13 protein-coding genes and 1 pseudogene are annotated in these 18,115 nt (G+C 55.8%); 7 read left to right on the forward strand and 7 right to left on the reverse strand.

Going from position 1 to position 18,115, the window contains the following annotated elements; all coding sequences use genetic code 11:
• The first annotated feature begins 226 nt into the window (after nucleotides 1-226).
• The 3 genes from ACZ1G5_RS16080 (at nucleotide 227) to ACZ1G5_RS16090 (ending at nucleotide 2,323) form a co-directional block, all read left to right on the forward strand.
• A complete protein-coding gene (locus ACZ1G5_RS16080) occupies nucleotides 227-1,141 on the forward strand; it encodes a GntR family transcriptional regulator (RefSeq protein ID WP_472733801.1) in 915 nt (304 codons plus the stop codon).
• Between the two features lies 1 nt (nucleotide 1,142).
• Complete coding sequence (locus tag ACZ1G5_RS16085) at nucleotides 1,143-1,535, forward strand: methylglyoxal synthase (protein ID WP_472733802.1); 393 nt, start codon at nucleotides 1,143-1,145, stop codon at nucleotides 1,533-1,535.
• A gap of 266 nt (nucleotides 1,536-1,801) precedes the next feature.
• On the forward strand, nucleotides 1,802-2,323 hold the full coding sequence (locus ACZ1G5_RS16090; RefSeq protein ID WP_472733803.1) for a winged helix DNA-binding protein: 522 nt from the start codon (nucleotides 1,802-1,804) through the stop codon (nucleotides 2,321-2,323).
• Here the strand turns inward: ACZ1G5_RS16090 and ACZ1G5_RS16095 are convergent.
• The 3 genes from ACZ1G5_RS16095 to ACZ1G5_RS16105 form a co-directional block, all read right to left on the reverse strand.
• A complete protein-coding gene (locus tag ACZ1G5_RS16095; RefSeq protein ID WP_472733804.1) occupies nucleotides 2,320-3,618 on the reverse strand; it encodes a TRAP transporter large permease in 1,299 nt (432 codons plus the stop codon). The two genes, ACZ1G5_RS16090 and ACZ1G5_RS16095, sit on opposite strands and share 4 nt — an antisense overlap.
• Before the next feature lie 2 nt (nucleotides 3,619-3,620).
• Entirely contained in the window at nucleotides 3,621-4,145 is a 525-nt protein-coding gene (locus ACZ1G5_RS16100; protein WP_472733805.1) for a TRAP transporter small permease, read from the reverse strand.
• A 68-nt stretch (nucleotides 4,146-4,213) separates the two neighbouring features.
• Nucleotides 4,214-5,173, reverse strand: a complete 960-nt coding sequence (locus ACZ1G5_RS16105) for a TRAP transporter substrate-binding protein (protein ID WP_472733806.1) — start codon at nucleotides 5,171-5,173, stop codon at nucleotides 4,214-4,216.
• A gap of 112 nt (nucleotides 5,174-5,285) precedes the next feature.
• On the opposite strand from ACZ1G5_RS16105, the pseudogene ACZ1G5_RS16110 reads away from it, so the two are divergent.
• Nucleotides 5,286-8,886: pseudogene (locus tag ACZ1G5_RS16110) on the forward strand (hydantoinase B/oxoprolinase family protein).
• A 133-nt stretch (nucleotides 8,887-9,019) separates the two neighbouring features.
• On the opposite strand, the gene ACZ1G5_RS16115 reads toward ACZ1G5_RS16110, so the two are convergent.
• A complete protein-coding gene (locus ACZ1G5_RS16115) occupies nucleotides 9,020-10,453 on the reverse strand; it encodes a hypothetical protein (protein WP_472733807.1) in 1,434 nt (477 codons plus the stop codon).
• Nucleotides 10,450-11,013 (reverse strand): pseudouridine synthase, encoded by a 564-nt coding sequence (locus ACZ1G5_RS16120; protein ID WP_472733808.1) that lies wholly within the window; start codon nucleotides 11,011-11,013, stop codon nucleotides 10,450-10,452. The genes ACZ1G5_RS16115 and ACZ1G5_RS16120 overlap by 4 nt, the downstream gene beginning before the upstream one ends.
• A 239-nt stretch (nucleotides 11,014-11,252) precedes the next feature.
• Between ACZ1G5_RS16120 and ACZ1G5_RS16125 the strand changes: the two genes are divergently transcribed.
• The 3 genes from ACZ1G5_RS16125 to ACZ1G5_RS16135 all read left to right on the forward strand — a co-directional run bounded on the left by ACZ1G5_RS16125 (nucleotide 11,253) and on the right by ACZ1G5_RS16135 (nucleotide 15,212).
• Complete coding sequence (locus tag ACZ1G5_RS16125; RefSeq protein ID WP_472733809.1) at nucleotides 11,253-12,425, forward strand: type III PLP-dependent enzyme; 1,173 nt, start codon at nucleotides 11,253-11,255, stop codon at nucleotides 12,423-12,425.
• A gap of 128 nt (nucleotides 12,426-12,553) precedes the next feature.
• Nucleotides 12,554-13,834: a DUF3422 family protein gene (locus ACZ1G5_RS16130; protein ID WP_472733810.1), complete on the forward strand. Its 1,281-nt coding sequence runs from the start codon at nucleotides 12,554-12,556 to the stop codon at nucleotides 13,832-13,834.
• Nucleotides 13,835-13,898: 64 nt separating this feature from the next.
• Entirely contained in the window at nucleotides 13,899-15,212 is a 1,314-nt protein-coding gene (locus tag ACZ1G5_RS16135) for a cytochrome-c peroxidase (RefSeq protein ID WP_472733811.1), read from the forward strand.
• Here the strand turns inward: ACZ1G5_RS16135 and ACZ1G5_RS16140 are convergent.
• Nucleotides 15,209-16,675: a CRTAC1 family protein gene (locus tag ACZ1G5_RS16140; RefSeq protein ID WP_472733812.1), complete on the reverse strand. Its 1,467-nt coding sequence runs from the start codon at nucleotides 16,673-16,675 to the stop codon at nucleotides 15,209-15,211. The two genes, ACZ1G5_RS16135 and ACZ1G5_RS16140, sit on opposite strands and share 4 nt — an antisense overlap.
• Nucleotides 16,672-17,877, reverse strand: coding sequence for an ROK family protein (locus ACZ1G5_RS16145; RefSeq protein ID WP_472733813.1), 1,206 nt, complete (start codon nucleotides 17,875-17,877; stop codon nucleotides 16,672-16,674). Before ACZ1G5_RS16145 ends, ACZ1G5_RS16140 begins: the two co-directional genes overlap by 4 nt.
• Between the last annotated feature and the right edge of the window lie 238 nt (nucleotides 17,878-18,115).

Here is an 18,115-nt window from a genome sequence, read left to right on the forward strand (position 1 = left end):
AACTTGATTTTTAACAGGAAATAAGAATAATATATCGTTCAATCTTAGCGCGCTGCATTCTTTTGGTCAGACCAAAGTCCAATTTTAGAAAGTAAGAGCCAATTTTCTTGCTGTGGAGAGCATAAATCTTTTGGATTTCTATGTGCATAAAAGCATATACCCGGCTATGATGTGGACATGATATGCAATCTACGTCCGATTTGCGAGAAAAAGAAGGCAGTAAAAAGTGCGAACAAGTGAACTGTCAAATAAAATATCGAATCGGATTCTTCATGACATTCTTGCGGGAACGCTGGAAGGTGGTCAGCATATCAGCGCACAACAAGTCGCTGATCGTTACGGTGTTTCACGAACGCCCGTGCGCGAGGCGTTGATTAGTCTTGAAGAGCTAAGCGTCCTCGTGCGGCACGAGAACCGCGGATACTTTGTAGCGCAGAAGCTTCCAAAAAAGGTCAAGGATCGGCTCGCAGATGCTGACCCGGCAGAGGCTGATGACTATCAAAGACTTGCGCACGACTGGCTAACCAATGAGATCGCTGAAGAAGTGACCGAACAATCACTTCGGCAAAGATACGATTGGACCAAGGCCAAAGTCAGCGAGCTTCTTGTCCGCGCTGCCAAAGAGGGCTGGGCGGAACGAAAGGAAGGCTACGGTTGGCGTTTCCTTCCTGTTGCGAAAACCCCTGAAGCCTTTGATGAAATCTACCGGTTCCGGTTGGCGATTGAGCCAGCAGCGATGCTCGAACCCTCGTTTGAACTCAACCGCAAGGTGCTGGATGAGCAAAGGCGGATTCAGGAAGGGATGCTTGAAATGGACTCGGATGTAGCGCGTGGTCAGCCGATGTTGGAAAACGGTTCCCTTTTCCATGAAGAAATCATCAAACTGTCAGGCAATCCATTTTTTCTGATGGCCTTGCAGCGCGTCAACCGGATGCGCAGGCTGATGGAGTATCGCGCTGAAATCAACCGCGAACGATTAGTGGAACAATGCACCGAGCATCTGGAAATTCTGTCCTTGCTTGAAAGCGGCAACATCGTGGATGCATCTTACAGGATGCGTCAGCACCTCAGTGGCGCCCTTAAAGTTAAGTCGCCTTTGACCTGGAGTTGGGCGGCGGACGCAACTGGCGTGGAACGGTGAATTGACGAACACCAGCAAAGGGAAACCAAATAAACCGCATCGCGTTGCGCTCGTGGCTCACGATCAAATGAAAGACAAGCTGGTGACGTGGGTCCAGAAGAATGCAGAGGTTCTAAAGGGCATGACCCTGTATGCTACAGGTACGACTGGTGGCCGTATCGAGGAAGCCACGGACCTGTCGGTCACGCGCCTGAAAAGTGGCCCGCTTGGTGGCGACGCACAGATCGGTGCCATGATTTCAGAGGGTCGGCTGGACACTTTGATCTTCTTCATTGATCCTCTGTCTGCTCTGCCACACGATGTAGACGTAAAGTCTCTCCTCCGGCTCGCGACGCTCTATGATACGCTGCTTGCCATCAATGAGGCAACTGCATCGAAGGTCCTTGGCGACTAGCTGTCGGTAACTAGGCTTCGGATCTGTCAAAAATTGCGTTTGGGGTAAGTATCCGCAAGACTTGGATCGTGACTGTTGTTGGCGCCAGTACCGTGAAAGAGGCCGCAAGCTCCCCATTCATCAGTACAGGCGATTGCATGCGTAGACGTGTTTTGATGGCTTGCCTCACATTCGCCAAATCAACTCTCAATCCCTCAATCCAAAATTGCGCTTTCCATTTGCTTTATGTAGGCTAAACGCGAGGAAAACGCTGAGGAAATACAGGTATGAGCGATCACGATATTCCCAAAAGACGCATTGTGTCATCGCGCCATCTGGCAAACGGGGAGAATTGGGAAGCCTCGGAAATCGAGTATGGTATGATCATTGCCTATAACGCATTTTCGCGGTGGATGACCCGCTGCATGTCGGCGGCGGGCAACACTGACCTGACCCCTTTGGAAATTCTAGTTCTGCACAATACCAATCACAGGGGTCGGGACAAACGACTGACAGATATCTGTTTTCTGTTGAACATCGAAGATACGCATACTGTGAATTATGCGTTGCGAAAGCTGATGAAGATGGAACTGTTGGTATCCGAAAAGCGTGGCAAAGAGGTGTTTTATAGCACCTCAAGGACGGGCGAAACGCTGTGCGAAGCCTATCGAGAAATGCGGGATCGCTGTTTTCTTGACGGGCTGTCTCGTCTGGATATGACAGGCGATGAGATGCGTGAAATCGCGGCGAGCCTGCGCGCCCTTTCTGGCCAGTATGATCAGGCCAGTAGGGCGGCAGCGTCGCTTTAGCTTGCCATAAACGTCGGTAGGAAAGTGACGATCTGCGGAAATAGGCAGATCAGCAAGACACCAAGTAAAAGCAGTAGGAAGAATGGGAATGCTGCTTTCGCGATACGCAAAATATCAATTCCGGTCAGGCCCTGAATAACAAATAAGTTGAACCCGACGGGGGTAATCTGGCTCATCTCGACGACGATGACCAGATAGATGCCAAACCAGATCGGGTCGATCCCAACGGCGCTGACCATTGGCATGATGATGGACGTGGTCAGTACAATGACAGAAATGCCGTCAAGGAAGCACCCCAGAACGATAAAGAAGATCGTCAAGGCAAAGAGCAGGGCGGCGACAGATAGGTTCATGTCGGAGATCCATGCTGCCAGATTACGCGGCAGGCCCGTGAACCCCATCGCGACCGACAGGAAGGCTGCACCAAGCAGGATGAGCGCGATCATGCAGGATGTCCGCGTCGCGGACATGACCGCTTCACCAAATAATTTCCAGCTGAATGCCCCGGAAGTCCAAGCAAGGATGGTTGCCAGCACAACACCTAACGCCGCCGCATCCGTTGGTGAGGCAAGCCCCCCGTAGATTGAACCGATGACACCGCAGATTAGCAACGCAACGGGGATCAGGCGACGCGACGCGCGGAATTTTTCACGCAACGAAAATGTCTCGTCGATGGCAGGGATCAAATCAGGGTTCATCCATGCGCGCACCGCGACATAGCTGGCAAACAGGGTCATCAACATGATGCCGGGGATGATCGCTGCGATGAACAGGCGGGCGATGGATTGCTCTGTCGCAACGCCGTACACGATGAGGATGATAGACGGGGGGATCAGCAGGCCCAGTGTTGCAGAGCCCGCGAGTGTGCCAAGGATCAGACTTTCGGGATAGCCGCGTTTTGTCAGCTCTGGCACCGACATACGCCCGATGGTGGCAGCGGTCGCAGCCGAGGACCCAGATACGGCCGCAAAGATCGCACAGCCAAAAACATTCACATGCAACAGGCGCCCCGGTGCGCGGCTCAGCCAGGGTACAAGGCCCGTGAACATGTCATCGCTCATCCGGGATCGAAGCAGGATTTCTCCCATCAGGATGAACAATGGTAGAGCTGTCAAAGCCCAACTGTACGAATGCCCCCAGAAGGTTGATGCCAAAACCAGACCAGACGGTGCGTTTGAAAAGAAGACAAGTCCGGCAAGGCCAACGAGCGAGAGGGAGATGCCGACCCAAACCCCGCTGGCGAGTAGCAGAAACAAAAATCCCAATAGAACAAGGCCGACCATAGGATCTGACATAACTATACCTCGTCCGGGCTAGAAAGGATTGGTTTTCGGGCGGCGAGCAACTCAAACAGTGTGTGGATCACTGCGACCAACAAAAGACTGATACCAAAGGCTGCAACACTTTGCGGGACCCACAGCGGGATAGGGACAATACCATTCGACAGATCGCCATAGTGGATGCTCTCACGCACAAGATCGCCCATGAAATACGCCGCGTATCCGATCAGAACAGCCGCAATCACCAACACAAACACCTCAGCGATAAACTGAGCCTTTTGGGGCAGGCGTGATACGACAAGGTTGACCCGAATGTGCCCTCCGGCCCGCAAAGTATGGGCCATTGCAAGGAACGTCGCCCCGGCAAGCATGAAGCCTGAAAAATCAGCATACGAAGGAATCGTTGACGGCAAGATCCCAGGTGCGATGCGCCCGAAGGCGTTCAAACAGATCTGGGCCGAGATCAAAAGGCAGATGCACAAGATCAACCCGCCCGCGATCATGCCGCATAAATCGTAGAGTTTTTGAAGTAAGCGAGACATCGCATTGGCGTCCTTTGATCGAAAAACTGGCCAGTCGCACAGATGCGACTGGCCAGTTCAGGGAAGGTTTAGTTGTTGTAGGCGTTCAGAACGGCACGAGCGCTGTCTGATGCGGCGGCATCCCAAGTGCCGAGCATTGTCTCGCCGATGCCTTGCAGACCTTCGATCAGTTCGGCGCTTGGCTCGTAAACGGTGATACCATTTTCAGCAAGGGCGGCGGTCATGCTGTCGGCTTCCGCCGCTGACATTTCCCAACCGCGGGTCTCGGCGGCCTCTGCTGCTTCCAACACCGCAGCTTGCGCGTCAGCATCCAGCCCGTCGAACATGCGTTTGTTGATGACAACAATGTTCTTTGGCACCCAGGCGTTGATTGGGGTGTAGTGGGTCACAAAATCCCAAGCGGTCGAGTTCACGCCAGTCGAGGGGGACGTGATCATCGCCTCGACCTGGCCTGTGGCAAATGCCTGCGGGATGTTGGACGCTTCGATCTGGACAGGCGACGCGCCCGCCAGCGTTGCGAATTCTTCCAACGCGGCGTTGTATGCCCGGAACCGCAAACCGTTCAGGTCATCAACTGTTGCGACTTCGCCGTTGGTGTAAAGCCCTTGGGCTGGCCACGGCACAGAAAACAAGGGCATCAGACCCTGTTCTGCCAATAGTTCTGTGATGACAGGCTCTTGAGCGGCCCAAAGACGGGCTGCGTCGTCATAGCTGGTGGCAACAAATGGCTGGCTGTCGACGCCAAAGGCCAAATCTTCGTTGGACAGGCGCGACAAAAAGAATTCGCCGAGCGGGACCGAACGGTTACGAATTGCGCCTTTAATTTCCGCGTGCGGGAAAAGTGACCCGGCGGAATGAAGGGTAATGTCCAAGCGGCCGTCTGTTGCTGCACGGACGTCGTCAGCGAATTGCGCAATGTTTTGTGTGTGGAATGTGCTGTCACCGTATGGCGTTGGCATGTCCCAGCTCTGCGCCGAGGCGGTTGTGGCGCAGGCAAGCGCGGCGGCGCCGAATATGAAGTGTTTCATGAGGTGTCTCCCTATCTGATCAGAACGGATCAACAAATTCGAATCCATTACGTTGACAATTTGTCAGCGTTATACCCATAAAGCAACAACAAATTGATTCTTGGAGGGTGAGTTGGATCACGCGCAGACAGGTAAATGGCAATTTTGGGTCGATCGCGGTGGTACCTTTACGGATATTGTTGCACGCAAACCTGATGGCACGCTCAAGACGCACAAACTTTTGTCCGAGAATCCAGAAGTATACCCTGACGCAGCCGTTTATGGGATCAAGTCCCTTCTGGACGTTGATCCGAGCGCGGACATTGCATCTGGCCAGATCGCGGCCGTCAAGATGGGTACGACCGTTGCGACCAACGCGCTGCTCGAGCGCAAGGGTGAGCGAACGGTTTTGCTGATCACAAAAGGCCTGCGGGATCTGTTGCGGATTGGATATCAAAACCGTCCTGATCTGTTTGCACTCAACATCAAACTGCCGGAACTATTGTATGAAGAGGTGATTGAAGTCGAGGAACGCGTCGCGGCAGACGGCACAGTCATCGACCCACTTGATACCAACAAGGCACGCGAAGCTTTGTCACGGGCATATGGCATGGGGTTTCGGTCCGTGGCAGTCGCGCTGATGCATGGCTACAAATACACGAGCCACGAAAAACAATTGGGTGAGATGGCTTTACAAGCTGGGTTCACCCAAGTTTCGCTCAGCCACGAAGTAAGCCCGCTGATCAAACTGGTCTCGCGTGGGGATACGGCCGTTGTTGACGCCTACCTTTCTCCGATCCTGCGCCGCTATATTGACCAAGTTGCCTCTGCCCTGAATGCAGGCAAAGGTGGTTGTGACAGTCTGATGTTTATGCAATCGAACGGGGGCCTTACAGACGCCGGGCGTTTTCAGGGCAAAGATGCAATCCTGTCCGGCCCGGCAGGTGGTGTTGTCGGCATGGCGCGGACTGCAGCAGATCTTGGGTTTGATCGTCTGATTGGCTTTGACATGGGCGGTACGTCAACAGATGTCTGCCACTACGCAGGCGAATTTGAACGGTCGTTTGAGACCGAAGTCGCGGGTGTGCGGATGCGGGCACCCATGATGTCAATCCATACGGTCGCGGCTGGTGGCGGCTCGATCCTGTCCTATCGCGACGGGCGCATGCAGGTCGGCCCCGAAAGTGCTGGCGCCAATCCGGGGCCGGCTGCCTACCGTCGTGGCGGGCCTTTGACTGTGACGGATTGCAACGTGCTTCTTGGCAAACTGCAACCCGACCAGTTCCCATCGGTATTTGGTCCAAATGCCGATGAACCGCTCGATGCAGATGTTGTAGCCCAAAAATTCACGGCGCTTCGGGCCCAGATCGGTACGGACAAAACCATCGAAGAGATCGCCGAGGGCTTCCTGCGTATCGCCGTTGAAAACATGGCGAATGCGATAAAGAAAATCAGCGTTCAGCGCGGATACGATGTGACCAAGTACACAATGAATTGCTTTGGCGGTGCAGGGGGCAGCATGCCTGCCTTGTGGCCGATACGCTCGGCATGGAGAGCATTTTTATACATCCGTTCGCGGGTGTACTGTCAGCGTTTGGGATGGGGCTCGCCGATGTGCGGGCGATCCACGAACATCAATTTGCCGGATCGATCAATGATACTGAGCAGGCCGAAATAGCCCTTAGCGATTTGGTCGCTGCGGCGCAAGCAGACGTCCTTGCCCAAGGCATCAGCAAAGGTGATATCTCAACGGTTGTCTCTGCACATATTCGTACTGACGGCGCACATCAGACGTTGGAAGTTCCCTTCAGCACGGCTGAAGATATGACCGAAAAATTCAACGCTGCCCACAAAACACGCTTTGGATTTGTGCCCCATGATGCAGAGTTGATTATCGATTTGCTTACCGCCGAGGCCATTGGGTCCACGGGGGAAAATGTGACCTTGTCCAACACGTCCCATGTCGACGCAGAGACAAAAACTGCACAGATGTATTCGCACGGTGGATGGACCGACGTGCCCTTGGTCGATCGCGCGACGCTTGCGACTGGCGCAACCTTGTCGGGTCCAGCTATTCTGACGGAACCGACGGGTACCAACATTATCGAGGACGGCTGGCAGGCTGAGTGCATGCAAGGTGGAAATCTCCTGCTGCGCCGCGTTGTTCCGCTCGAGCGTTCTGAGGCCGTTGGTACATCCGTTGACCCAGTCATGTTGGAGGTGTTCAACAATCTGTTCATGTCTATCGCTGAGCAGATGGGCGCAACACTTGCGAACACGGCCTATTCGGTGAACATCAAAGAACGGCTCGACTTTTCATGTGCGATCTTTGACCAGCATGGGGATCTCGTCGCGAATGCGCCGCATGTGCCGGTGCACCTTGGATCCATGTCGGGAAGTGTACGATCCATCCTGACCCAGAACGCAGGCAAGATCCAACCCGGTGATGTGTTCATGATGAACAATCCGTTCAATGGCGGCACCCATTTGCCGGACGTCACGGTGATTACGCCGGTCTTCGACGATGCAGGCGAGAACATCATTTATACTGTCGCATCGCGCGGCCACCATGCGGATATTGGCGGTACAACGCCGGGCTCCGCCCCTCCCGATAGCCGCCACATCGAGGAAGAAGGTGTGCTGATCGACAATTTCGTCTTGGTCAAACAGGGGGTGCTGCAAGAACAACAGACGCGTGAACTGCTGTCGTCTGCGAAGTACCCGTGCCGGAACGTCAATCAGAACATGGCTGATCTTTCTGCGCAGATTGCCGCGAACGCAACGGGCGAGCGCGAACTGCAGAGGATCACCCGGCAGTTTGGTCTGGACGTGGTGCACGCCTACATGAGCCACGTGCAGGACAATGCCGAAGAAAGCGTGCGCCGTGTGCTGGATGTGCTGCATGATTGTCAGTTCATCTACCCGATGGACAGCGGTGCCCAGATCAAGGTTAAGATCACCGTCGACAAGGGCGCGCGCACTGCCGAGATCGACTTTGCGGGGACATCCGACCAGGACGAACTCAACTACAATGCGCCTCTGTCGATCTGTCGGGCTGTGGTGCTTTATGTTTTCCGTACGTTGGTTGGCTCAAATATACCGATGAACGAAGGCTGCATGAAACCCTTGCAACTCAAGGTGCCAAAAGGGTCCATGATAAACCCCGATGCCCCCGCCGCTGTGATTTCCGGGAATACAGAGGTGTCGCAAGCCATTGCTGACACGCTCTATGGCGCGCTTGGGGTGATCGCAGGCAGTCAAGGAACAATGAACAATTTTGTTTACGGCAATGATACCCACCAAAACTACGAAACTATCTGCGGTGGAACCGGCGCGGGCGATGGTTTCGATGGCGCGAGTGCCGTTCACAGCCACATGACGAATACGCGCATGACCGACCCAGAGGTGCTGGAAACAAGATTCCCCGTCCGTGTGCAAGAGTTTTCCATCCGACGTGGCTCCGGGGGGCAGGGGAATTCAAAGGAGGAGACGGGATCGTGCGCAAGTTGCGCTTCAATGAACCGATGACGGTCACAACGCTCACCTCGCACCGTCAGACCGCGCCGCATGGGGCTGCTGGGGGTGCGCCTGGTGCAACTGGCGAAAACGCGGTTGTGCGATTGGACGGAACCGTTGAACCCATGCAGGGCAACGATGTTGCGCAGATGAACGAAGGGGACATTTTTGTGCTGAAATCGCCCGGCGGTGGTGGCTACGGTGCCGTCAAACCATAGGCGGTGGTTTTCACGCTAGCATCGCAGCGAGGTATGCCCGTATGGTCCGACATTTGGGCTTTCTGAACAAGGCTTGGTTGGATGTCGTGAATGTCGATCTGCTGGCCGCGCATTGATGATCTCTACCGTTTCATCACGGCTTTCGGCGCATGCGAAATATACGCGACAAAAAATTGCTATGCCCGGTTTCCGGCAAAGGTGGCGAGATGTTCCAATCTTTGCCAGCGGCCCGATCAAGTGAACCTTTGATCAAACCGAACGTCGCGACGCTGACCTGAATACAGGCCATTGTCAGCAACACGAATGCGATAAGAAAAGAGGTGGACCAACCAATCGATCCGTCCCCATCGCCAAAGATGACATTCAGCGATGATGTCACTGACCCGCGCGAGGCCGTGAACAACAAGACACCGGACCAAAGCGCCATCCGGAACATATGGCGCAAGAGCATTGCGTTGCTTGCGCCTTGATTTCCCATGCCATGGAACATTCTGAAAGCCGCCGTTGGGCGAAATGCAAGAGCCGCCTGATAGAAGAGCGGACCAACAACCGGTATCGCGAAAAAGTGCCGCAGCGGTCCTTTGTTTTGCAGCTGGTCAAGATCTTTGATTGCAGTCGCGAAACGGTGCATCTGGTGGCGCAGCGGAGCAAGTTCTGCGTCGCGAGATGCCTTGGTCGATTGAAGATAACGGAAGCTATGAAACGGGTGCTGGGTTTGCCATGCGATGGCTTGCACCGCAACGCTGTAGGGGGCGTCGTCAATTGCGGGCTCTTCAGCGTCATTCGCAAAGAGCACAACACCCTTGGACGTGTACCAAAGCGACCGGCTGGTTCTTGCAGTGTCCGGAGCGGAGAGTATGTTCCAGATGTTGAAATAGAGATCGATGCCCTGATCAATTACAGCCCGACCCCAGTCGCGCTCATCCGTTGACAGGCCATGTAGAATGCCTTCAGGCTTGAAGCCGTCATGGGGGTGCTTTTGAATCCGGTCGGCGAAGGCGTGACTGTTCAACGTCATGTCGATGATAGCCGCATCGCAGTCTTCGTCCGGCAGGATGTTGTAGCGAGCGCCGTTTTTTGTCATGCGAGACAGCAATAGGGCCAGTGCTTCTGGTGTCCGTGCGGCGCATTCATCTTCATACAACGCATTCAATCCGGTTCGCACATCGTTCGGAATGCTAGACGGCGCGTGTTTGTCATGGGGTAGGGGGATTTGAACCCAATCAATCTGCTCTAGGAAGGTCGCCTTTTTTCGGTCCGCATCAGCCGCATTTGGCAGTCCAAGTGCGTCGTAGGCCTCCGCGTGCTTGCGCAGGTCGTTTGCGAGAGTTTCTCGGCCTTCGGTTCGGTCGTACCTCTCACGTTCATTCTTCAACTGCCAATCAGTCAGCAACTTGGGATGTGCAAAGCGTTCTATGGCGCGCAGTTCCGCTTGAAAACTGCGCCAGTGCAGCGGGTCGGCATCTGCGTAGATAGTCATTTGTGCCAAAGTACGACGATACTGTTTTGCCAAAGCATCCCATGAACGGGTCGCAGCTTGCGGAAGCAAAAGGGCAGGCGTTTTCATGCGGTGGGTCCCTTCGCTGCGGTCTCGAGCCAGTCTCCGGTTGCGATCCCATCAAGGGTCCAGTTGCCGATGCGCCAGCGCACGAGCCGTAGTGTGGGGAACCCAACATGCGCTGTCATGCGCCGCACTTGTCGGTTACGGCCTTCGCTGATCGTGATCTCAAGCCAGGTGTCGGGGACCGACTTGCGGAACCGCACTGGTGGATCCCGGTCCCATAAGGCAGGGGTATCGATAAGGCGTACTTTGGCGGGCCGCGTCGGTCCGTCTTTCAATGTGACCCCGTCACGCAGCGGTTGCAGGTCTTTGTCTATTGGCGCGCCTTCGACCTGCACCAGATATGTTTTGGTCATTTTGTTTTTCGGATCAGCTATGCGGGCCTGCAATTTTCCATCATCTGTGAGCACCAAGAGCCCTTCGCTGTCACGGTCTAACCTGCCCGCTGGATAGACGCCCGGCACGTCGATAAAGGCCGAAAGCGTCGGGCGTGGTGTCGGGCTTTTCGCATCGGTGAATTGCGACAGCACACCAAAAGGTTTGTTGAAGAGGATCACGCGTGACATGCCACCTGACATGCCCCAGATATGCGGCCTCGTCTACGCTGCTATGTAAACTCACCTGACGTCATTTTCCCACTTGCAACGAATCCTAAACCGGTGCTTATGCGCGATATAGACGCCAACGCACGCGCCTCTGGCCGGTGAAATGCAATCCACTTGTGTTTACGCAGCGACGGTAACGTCTCCCTTGGAATTTATGCGGTCTTTGTTGGGATATCCCCAAAGGCCCTCGTCTTTTGGAGATGACCATGACACTACATTTTTCGCCCGATGAGGCGGTCCCTGTTGCTGTTTCCCGTCTTGATGCCTTTGTGGCGCGCCGGTCATTTGACCGACCGACGCTGGTCGTGGACCTTGACCGTGTGTCAGCGCAGTATGATGCTTTGAAGGCAGGCCTTGGCCGCGCCAACATCCACTATGCCGTCAAAGCAAACCCGGCCCGTCAGATCATCGCGCGGCTGGTTGATCTTGGATCGCATTTCGACGCCGCTTCGCGTGCTGAAATTGCGTTGTGTCTGTCGGAAGGGGCCGAGCCATCAGAGATATCCTTTGGCAATACTGTGAAACGTGCCTCTGACATCGCATGGGCCCATGCGCAGGGGATCACGCTGTTCGCTGCCGACGCTGAGGAAGAGTTGGAAAAGATCGCAGCCCACGCGCCGGGCGCGTCTGTTTATATCCGTCTGATTGTCGAACTCTCGCAGGCAGACTGGCCTTTGTCGCGCAAATTTGGCTGTGACCGCGCGACTGCGTTGTCGCTGTTGGATCAGGCCAAGGCGCTGGGCTTGAACCCGGTTGGTTTTTCGTTCCACGTTGGTTCACAGACCCGGCAGGCCGCGATGTGGGCCCCGACACTGGATGTCTTCTCCAAGATATGGGCGGCAGCGCATGACGCAGGGCACGCGCTGTCCCTCCTGAATATCGGGGGTGGTTTCCCGGCCTTTTATGGTGAAGAAATTGAGGCACCAGCGGCCTATGCCGCGCAAGTGATTGCCTTGGTCGAAGATCGGTTTCCTGGTGTAGCGACAATCATGGCCGAACCCGGCCGTGGCATGGTCGCCGAGGCAGGGGTCATCGTGGCGGAGGTTGTACTGGTCAGCCGCAAGTCAGCCCGCGACCTGCACCGTTGGGTCTATCTCGACATCGGGCGGTTCTCTGGTTTGGCCGAAACCGAGGGTGAGGCGATCCGCTATCAGTTCCAGACAGCGCGCGACGCTGACCCGATGGGGCCATGCGTGGTGGCGGGGCCAAGCTGCGACAGTGCCGATGTTCTTTATGAAAAGCGCCCGGTGGCCATGCCATTGACGCTGCAATCGGGCGATCGTGTCCTGATCCGCAATGCTGGCGCTTATACGTCGAGCTACTCTTCTGTTGGCTTCAATGGCTTTCCACCGCTTGACGTCGTGGTGATCTAACCCGGGTTGCTGGCGTACAGTATACGGTTGTACGCCGGTAACCATTTATAAATTAACAGCATTTTTGTTTACACGGCCCGAAACGCCGCTAGTTTGCACCGCAGCGATAGTAACAAGGGCGCGTTTTGATGCCACCCATTGCCGATCATCCGTTGCGCTACACAATGGCGAACGAACTTCATGCGCGCCCGTTCCCGGCCGTGGATGCCCCCAGTCGTGCAGCATATCTGGCGATCAAACCGGCCGAGAATGCGGCTGGCAGGGATCGCGATGCAGACCGCGCGCATTTGATCGATCTGTTGGACCGTTTCGGCGCACAGCACCCGCAACCTGATGCAACCCACTACTTTGGCACCATCGGCAAGCACCAGCTTAAGTGGGAAAGCCATACTGAGTTTGTGACCTACACAATTTTTGGCGAAGGGCTGGCCGAGCGTCCTTTTGACGCCGCGACCTTTGGCGTCTTTCCCGAAGACTGGCTAAAGACGGCACCGGGCACGCGCGTTACGTCCGCGTTGATCCGGATAGAGGTGGCAGATGGGGACGATGGGATCATCGAAAAGGCACATGGCTGGTTTGTGCCCGAAAGCCTCGCGATCAGCCGGGTGGTTGGTGATGACTTGGTAATCGCCGGTGATTTTCGGATCGACCCGACGGGCCACATGCGTTTTGCCGTTTTTGCACGTCCGCATATCGACAATCGGCGCATTGGCCGCGTCGTACAACGTTTGTGCGAGATTGAGACGTACAAAGCGATGTCGATGCTGGGCCTATCGCGCGCGCGTCAACTGGGCGCCAAGATGGGTGAATTTGACCGGCAGTTGACCAGCCTGCTGGAAGACATGCGCGGCTCTGATGCCGATCCAGCAAAGGTGTTGCAGGCGCTGCTTGAAGTGTCAGCGGAGATTGAGAATACAATCGCTCAATCGTCATTTCGATTTGGCGCGACAGGCGCTTACGAAACAATTGTAAACCAGCGCATTGATGTCTTGCGAGAGGATCGCTTTGAGGGACGCCAGACATTTGGCGAGTTTATGATGCGGCGGTTTGATCCTGCAATGCGCACCGTGAAATCAACCCAAGGACGGCTGCAGGCCATGTCTGATCGGGCCTTGCGGGCCGGTGATTTGCTGCGAACCCGTGTGGATGTCGAACGGTCAGCGCAGAACCAGGAATTGCTGACGAGCATGGACAAGCGTGCCGATCTACAACTGCGCTTGCAGCGCACGGTCGAAGGGTTGTCAGTCGTTGCAATCAGCTATTATGCCGTGAACCTCGTGCTCAACATGACCGGACCACTTGAGGCATCACTCGGTGTCGGCAAGGTGACGATGGCAGCAATCGCGACGCCCATCGTGCTGGCGCTGGTCTGGTATATGGTCAATCGCATCCGCAAACATATGGAATAGTCTGTCGCACTTGTGTGCGGGCTGATCCATGCTAACCATTCGATGTAAAAGCAGCGGGTGTGTGATGCGTATTCTTCTTGGAACAGTTTTCGCGGTGATTTCGGGCAACGCCGTTGCCGGTGAACTGCCTCGGCCGTTGACGGATGCGGATTTCGCGCCTGTCGACGAGGCCGAGGCGCGGCTGGGACAGCTCTTGTTTTATGATCCGATCCTATCAGGCAATCGCAATGTGTCCTGCGGCACATGTCATCACCCGGCGTTTGGGACGGGCGACGGATTATCATTGGGGATCGGCGACGGTGGTGTCGGACTTGGACCTGACCGTGTCGCGGACCCAGACAATATGCCCGAACAGCGCATTCCGCGAAATGCACCGGCACTTTTTAACCTTGGTGCGCATGAATTCACGGTTCTGTTTCATGATGGCCGGATTGAGGTTGATGCCGACCGTCCGGGCGGTCTGCGCACGCCCTTGGACGCAGATATGGTTACCGGCTTTGCCTCACTTTTGTCTGCGCAAACCATGTTTCCGGTTCTTAGCCCTGACGAAATGGCGGGACACTATAGTGAAAATGACGTCAGCCAAGCGGTGCGCCGTGGCGTGATCACGGGTGCCGAGGGTGCGTGGGACATTATTGCGCGGCGGATCAGCGATAACCCGACCTATCTGGACCAGTTTGTAAGCGTCTATGATCATATCAGCGCGCCCGACCAGATCACTTTTGCTGATATTTCGAATGCGATTGCTGCTTTCATGGAATTCGAGTGGCGATCTGACAATGCGCCATTTGATGCGGTTCTGCAGGGCGCGGATGACTTGCCCGAACCCGCGGCTACGGGCATGGCGTTGTTTTATGGTGATGCTGGCTGTGCGTCGTGCCATAGCGGGCCGTTTTTGACGGATCACGATTTCCATGCGATGGGCGCGCCGCAGATCGGTCCTGGCAAGGCGGCCCGGTTTGAAAGTCACGCCCGTGACGAAGGGCGGTTTCGGGTGACAGGCGAGGTAGGCGATCTTTATGCATTTCGCACGCCATCATTGCGCAACGTGGCACTGACCGGCCCTTATGGCCATGCCGGTGCACATAGCGATTTGCGCGCATTTGTGCGGGCGCACCTTGATCCTGTCGCGGCTTTAGAGGGCTATGACATCGCCGCGGCGACCTTGCCGAATTTGCCAGTTGATGACGAAGCGGGCCTGGCCGATCACGATGCGATTGCCGCCGCCGTCAGCTATGAACCGCGGCAGTTTGATGAGGCGCAGCTGACCGCGCTGATCGCATTTCTGGACGCGTTGACTGACCCTATGGCCGTCGAGGGGCGCTTGGGTATCCCGGATGCAGTACCCAGCGGGTTGCCGATTGATCGTCCGCGTTAGCGGCTGATCGTCACGGCAGCATTTGCCTCGGTTTGGACCGCGGTGATGGTTCCGTCCGGCCATGTCACGCTGATCGTGGCCTTATCCGCGTCACCCAAACCGAAATGCAGCGGCAATGCCTTGCCACCGGCATGGCCACCGCCAACCGTATTTTGCTGGCTTTGCGTGCCTGCTTCAGTTTGGACTGTCACAGTCGCACCAATCGCATTGATGTTTCCGCCGGTTTGCAACAGCGCGACCGTCACCCAATGGCCCGTCTGTTCGGTCACATTGCGATAAAGCTCCATCGGCGCGCGCCTGTTTACCACCAATAGATCGAGCCGTCCGTCGCCGTCAAAATCTGCCAATGCCGCCCCGCGGGACCGCTCCTTGGTCGCGATGCCAGCGGCGGCAGCAGTTTCGCGGAATGTCCCATCGGCGTTTTGCATCAACAGGTTATTGGGGTCTCTGATCGCCAGTCCGGGCATCTGATCGACGTTACCTTTGGCAATGAACAGGTCAGCGCGCCCATCATTATCGACATCTGCAAACTCGGCATGCCAGCCAGTTGAGGGGCGGCCATCGTCGCCTGTATGCGGGCGCTGGGCATAGGTGCCGATGGTGAAGGGTGCGGCAGCGTAGGTGCCGTTGTCCTGCGCCATCTGCATCAGTTGATCGCCCATAGACGTCAGCATCACCTCGTCCCGGCCGTCGCCGGTTAGATCCCGGCTCGCAATGCCCATGCCCCAAAGCGAGATATTCTGCCAGCCATCCGCGGTCCCCAGAAACCGCTCTTCTGCAATATCCCACATCTGCTCATACCCGCCGCGCACGTAATAGTGGCGGTCGTTGGAAATACGTAAGGTTGGGCGACCACGCGCATCATTTGCCGCCAACATAGAGAGGGGACAAAAGCCGGGGGTGAGGGGGGTGGTGTGATAGTCAGGTGCGCCAGCCGCCAGCAAATAGTTGTCGTCACAAGCCCCAAATGGCCCCTCTGGATCAGCACGATCCACGTAATTTCCTACCGCCATAACAAGTCTGTCGTCACGATCCCACCATGCTGTAAACGCGGTCGTCCAGTCATCGGAAACGGGTAATTCACTGCTACGACCAAAGCGGCAATCACCTTGACCCACAAGCAGTTGGTTTTGCCCAACACGCATCACAAAAAGATCCATAATGCCGTCGCTGTTGATATCGAGCGGATAGGCACCTGTGACGCCCTGCAACGCACCACTTTCTGTGGCATCAAACTCAAAGTCTCCTTGATTGACGAGAAGTTGTGCCGGATTTTCACCGCCGGCCGCAAAGATGTCGGGCAATGCATCCCCGTTGCAGTCAAACACAGCCACGCCACCACCGACAAAATGTTCCCATCCGCCACCATAGATATGGCTGGGCAGGCCCTCTGATCGGTCTTCGAACAGTGGGTCGGCGGCAGCGGGGAGGGCCAACAACATGCAAAATGTGACGCGGATCATATCTTGGCGTCGCCCAAGGCCGCATCGGTGACAGCGGCGAGCGCAAGGGCCGTAGCCCCGCGCGCCCAGACCAGATCGCCCCACGCGTGAATTTCAACCTTACAGGGTTGATGCCCGTCACTGAGCGTCAGTCGTTGCATCTCTGCCAGAACCTCGTCCGCATAAAGATAGTCATATTGCATACGTTCGCCCGACAGAATGATCAGCCCGGGATCAAAGAGTTGGACAACATTCGCAAGACCAACCGACAAATACCGCCCCGCGCGGCGAAAAATCGTGCGCGCCGCGTCATTGCCGGCTTTTGCCTGGGCAAAGAGCGCATCAAGCATCGCGTTTGGACTTTGCAGGTTACGCGGGTTGCGGTGTAGCGCCGTGGCTGCTTCACGGGCCAACGCATAGTCGGCAAGGTAGGCTTCCAGACAGCCGCGTTGCCCACATCTGCACAAGGCCCCGTCGAGATGGACCTTGGTATGTCCCAACTCAAGCCCCATACCGCGTGCGCCACGAAACAGGCGATTGTCCAGCACCAACCCCATGCCGACGCCATTTTCAATTGTGACAACGGCAAAGTCCGAGATTGACCGCCCCGCACCGAACCAAAGCTCCGCGAGGGTCAGCACATTTGCGTCATTGTCCACATGCAACGGAATACCAAAACGTGCGACAAAGGCGGTGCGCAGGTCGATATCAACGTCGGTGACCTGCGGCGACCACGAGATAATACCGGCCTCGTGGTCTATGATGCCGGACATGCCGATGCCTACTGCGGACACATCTGCAAGAGACTTTTGCGCATCTTTGAGTACGAGATCCATCAGGACATCGATCTCTTCCAGCAAATCGTCCAGCGATTTCCGGGCCGGCGGGGTCGGCAATGTGGCGTCAGCTAGAATGTTGCCGGCGAAATCGGTCAGGACAGCAGAATGGGCTTCATCCGATAGCTTTATACCAATGACATGATGCGCCTCAGGGACGACCTCGAGCGCGACGGGTGGGCGACCACGGCCCGCCTCGCGTGGCAGGCCTTCCACTTCGCGCAAAAGACCGGCGCTGATCAGATCAGCCGTCAGTGTTGTGGCCGAACCAGCGCTGATGCCCAGAGCGCGGGTCACATCAGCCCGAGCAGCGCGTCCGGCTGCACGCACATGTTCAAAAATTTGTTGGCGCAGCGGTTTGGCCTCAGCACTGTCAAGCGGCAGCAACGGGCCACACCCATCAGGCGCGCCCGATCTCGTCGTTTTGCTGCGTTATGACATCATACATAGTTCAAACCTTGAATTAATATGGCTCAACGGAACTGCAAAAATCCGTGTTTTTTCGAGATTGCCCAATAATTTGACGATTTCAAAGCAATTTCTTTCGCATTCAGGGCAATTTTTATTTTGACAACTGAAATTAATTAGGCATCCTGCACGATGTAGGGTCAAAAGACCCACGCCC

Source organism: Yoonia sp. JB2-21, assembly GCF_055693545.1.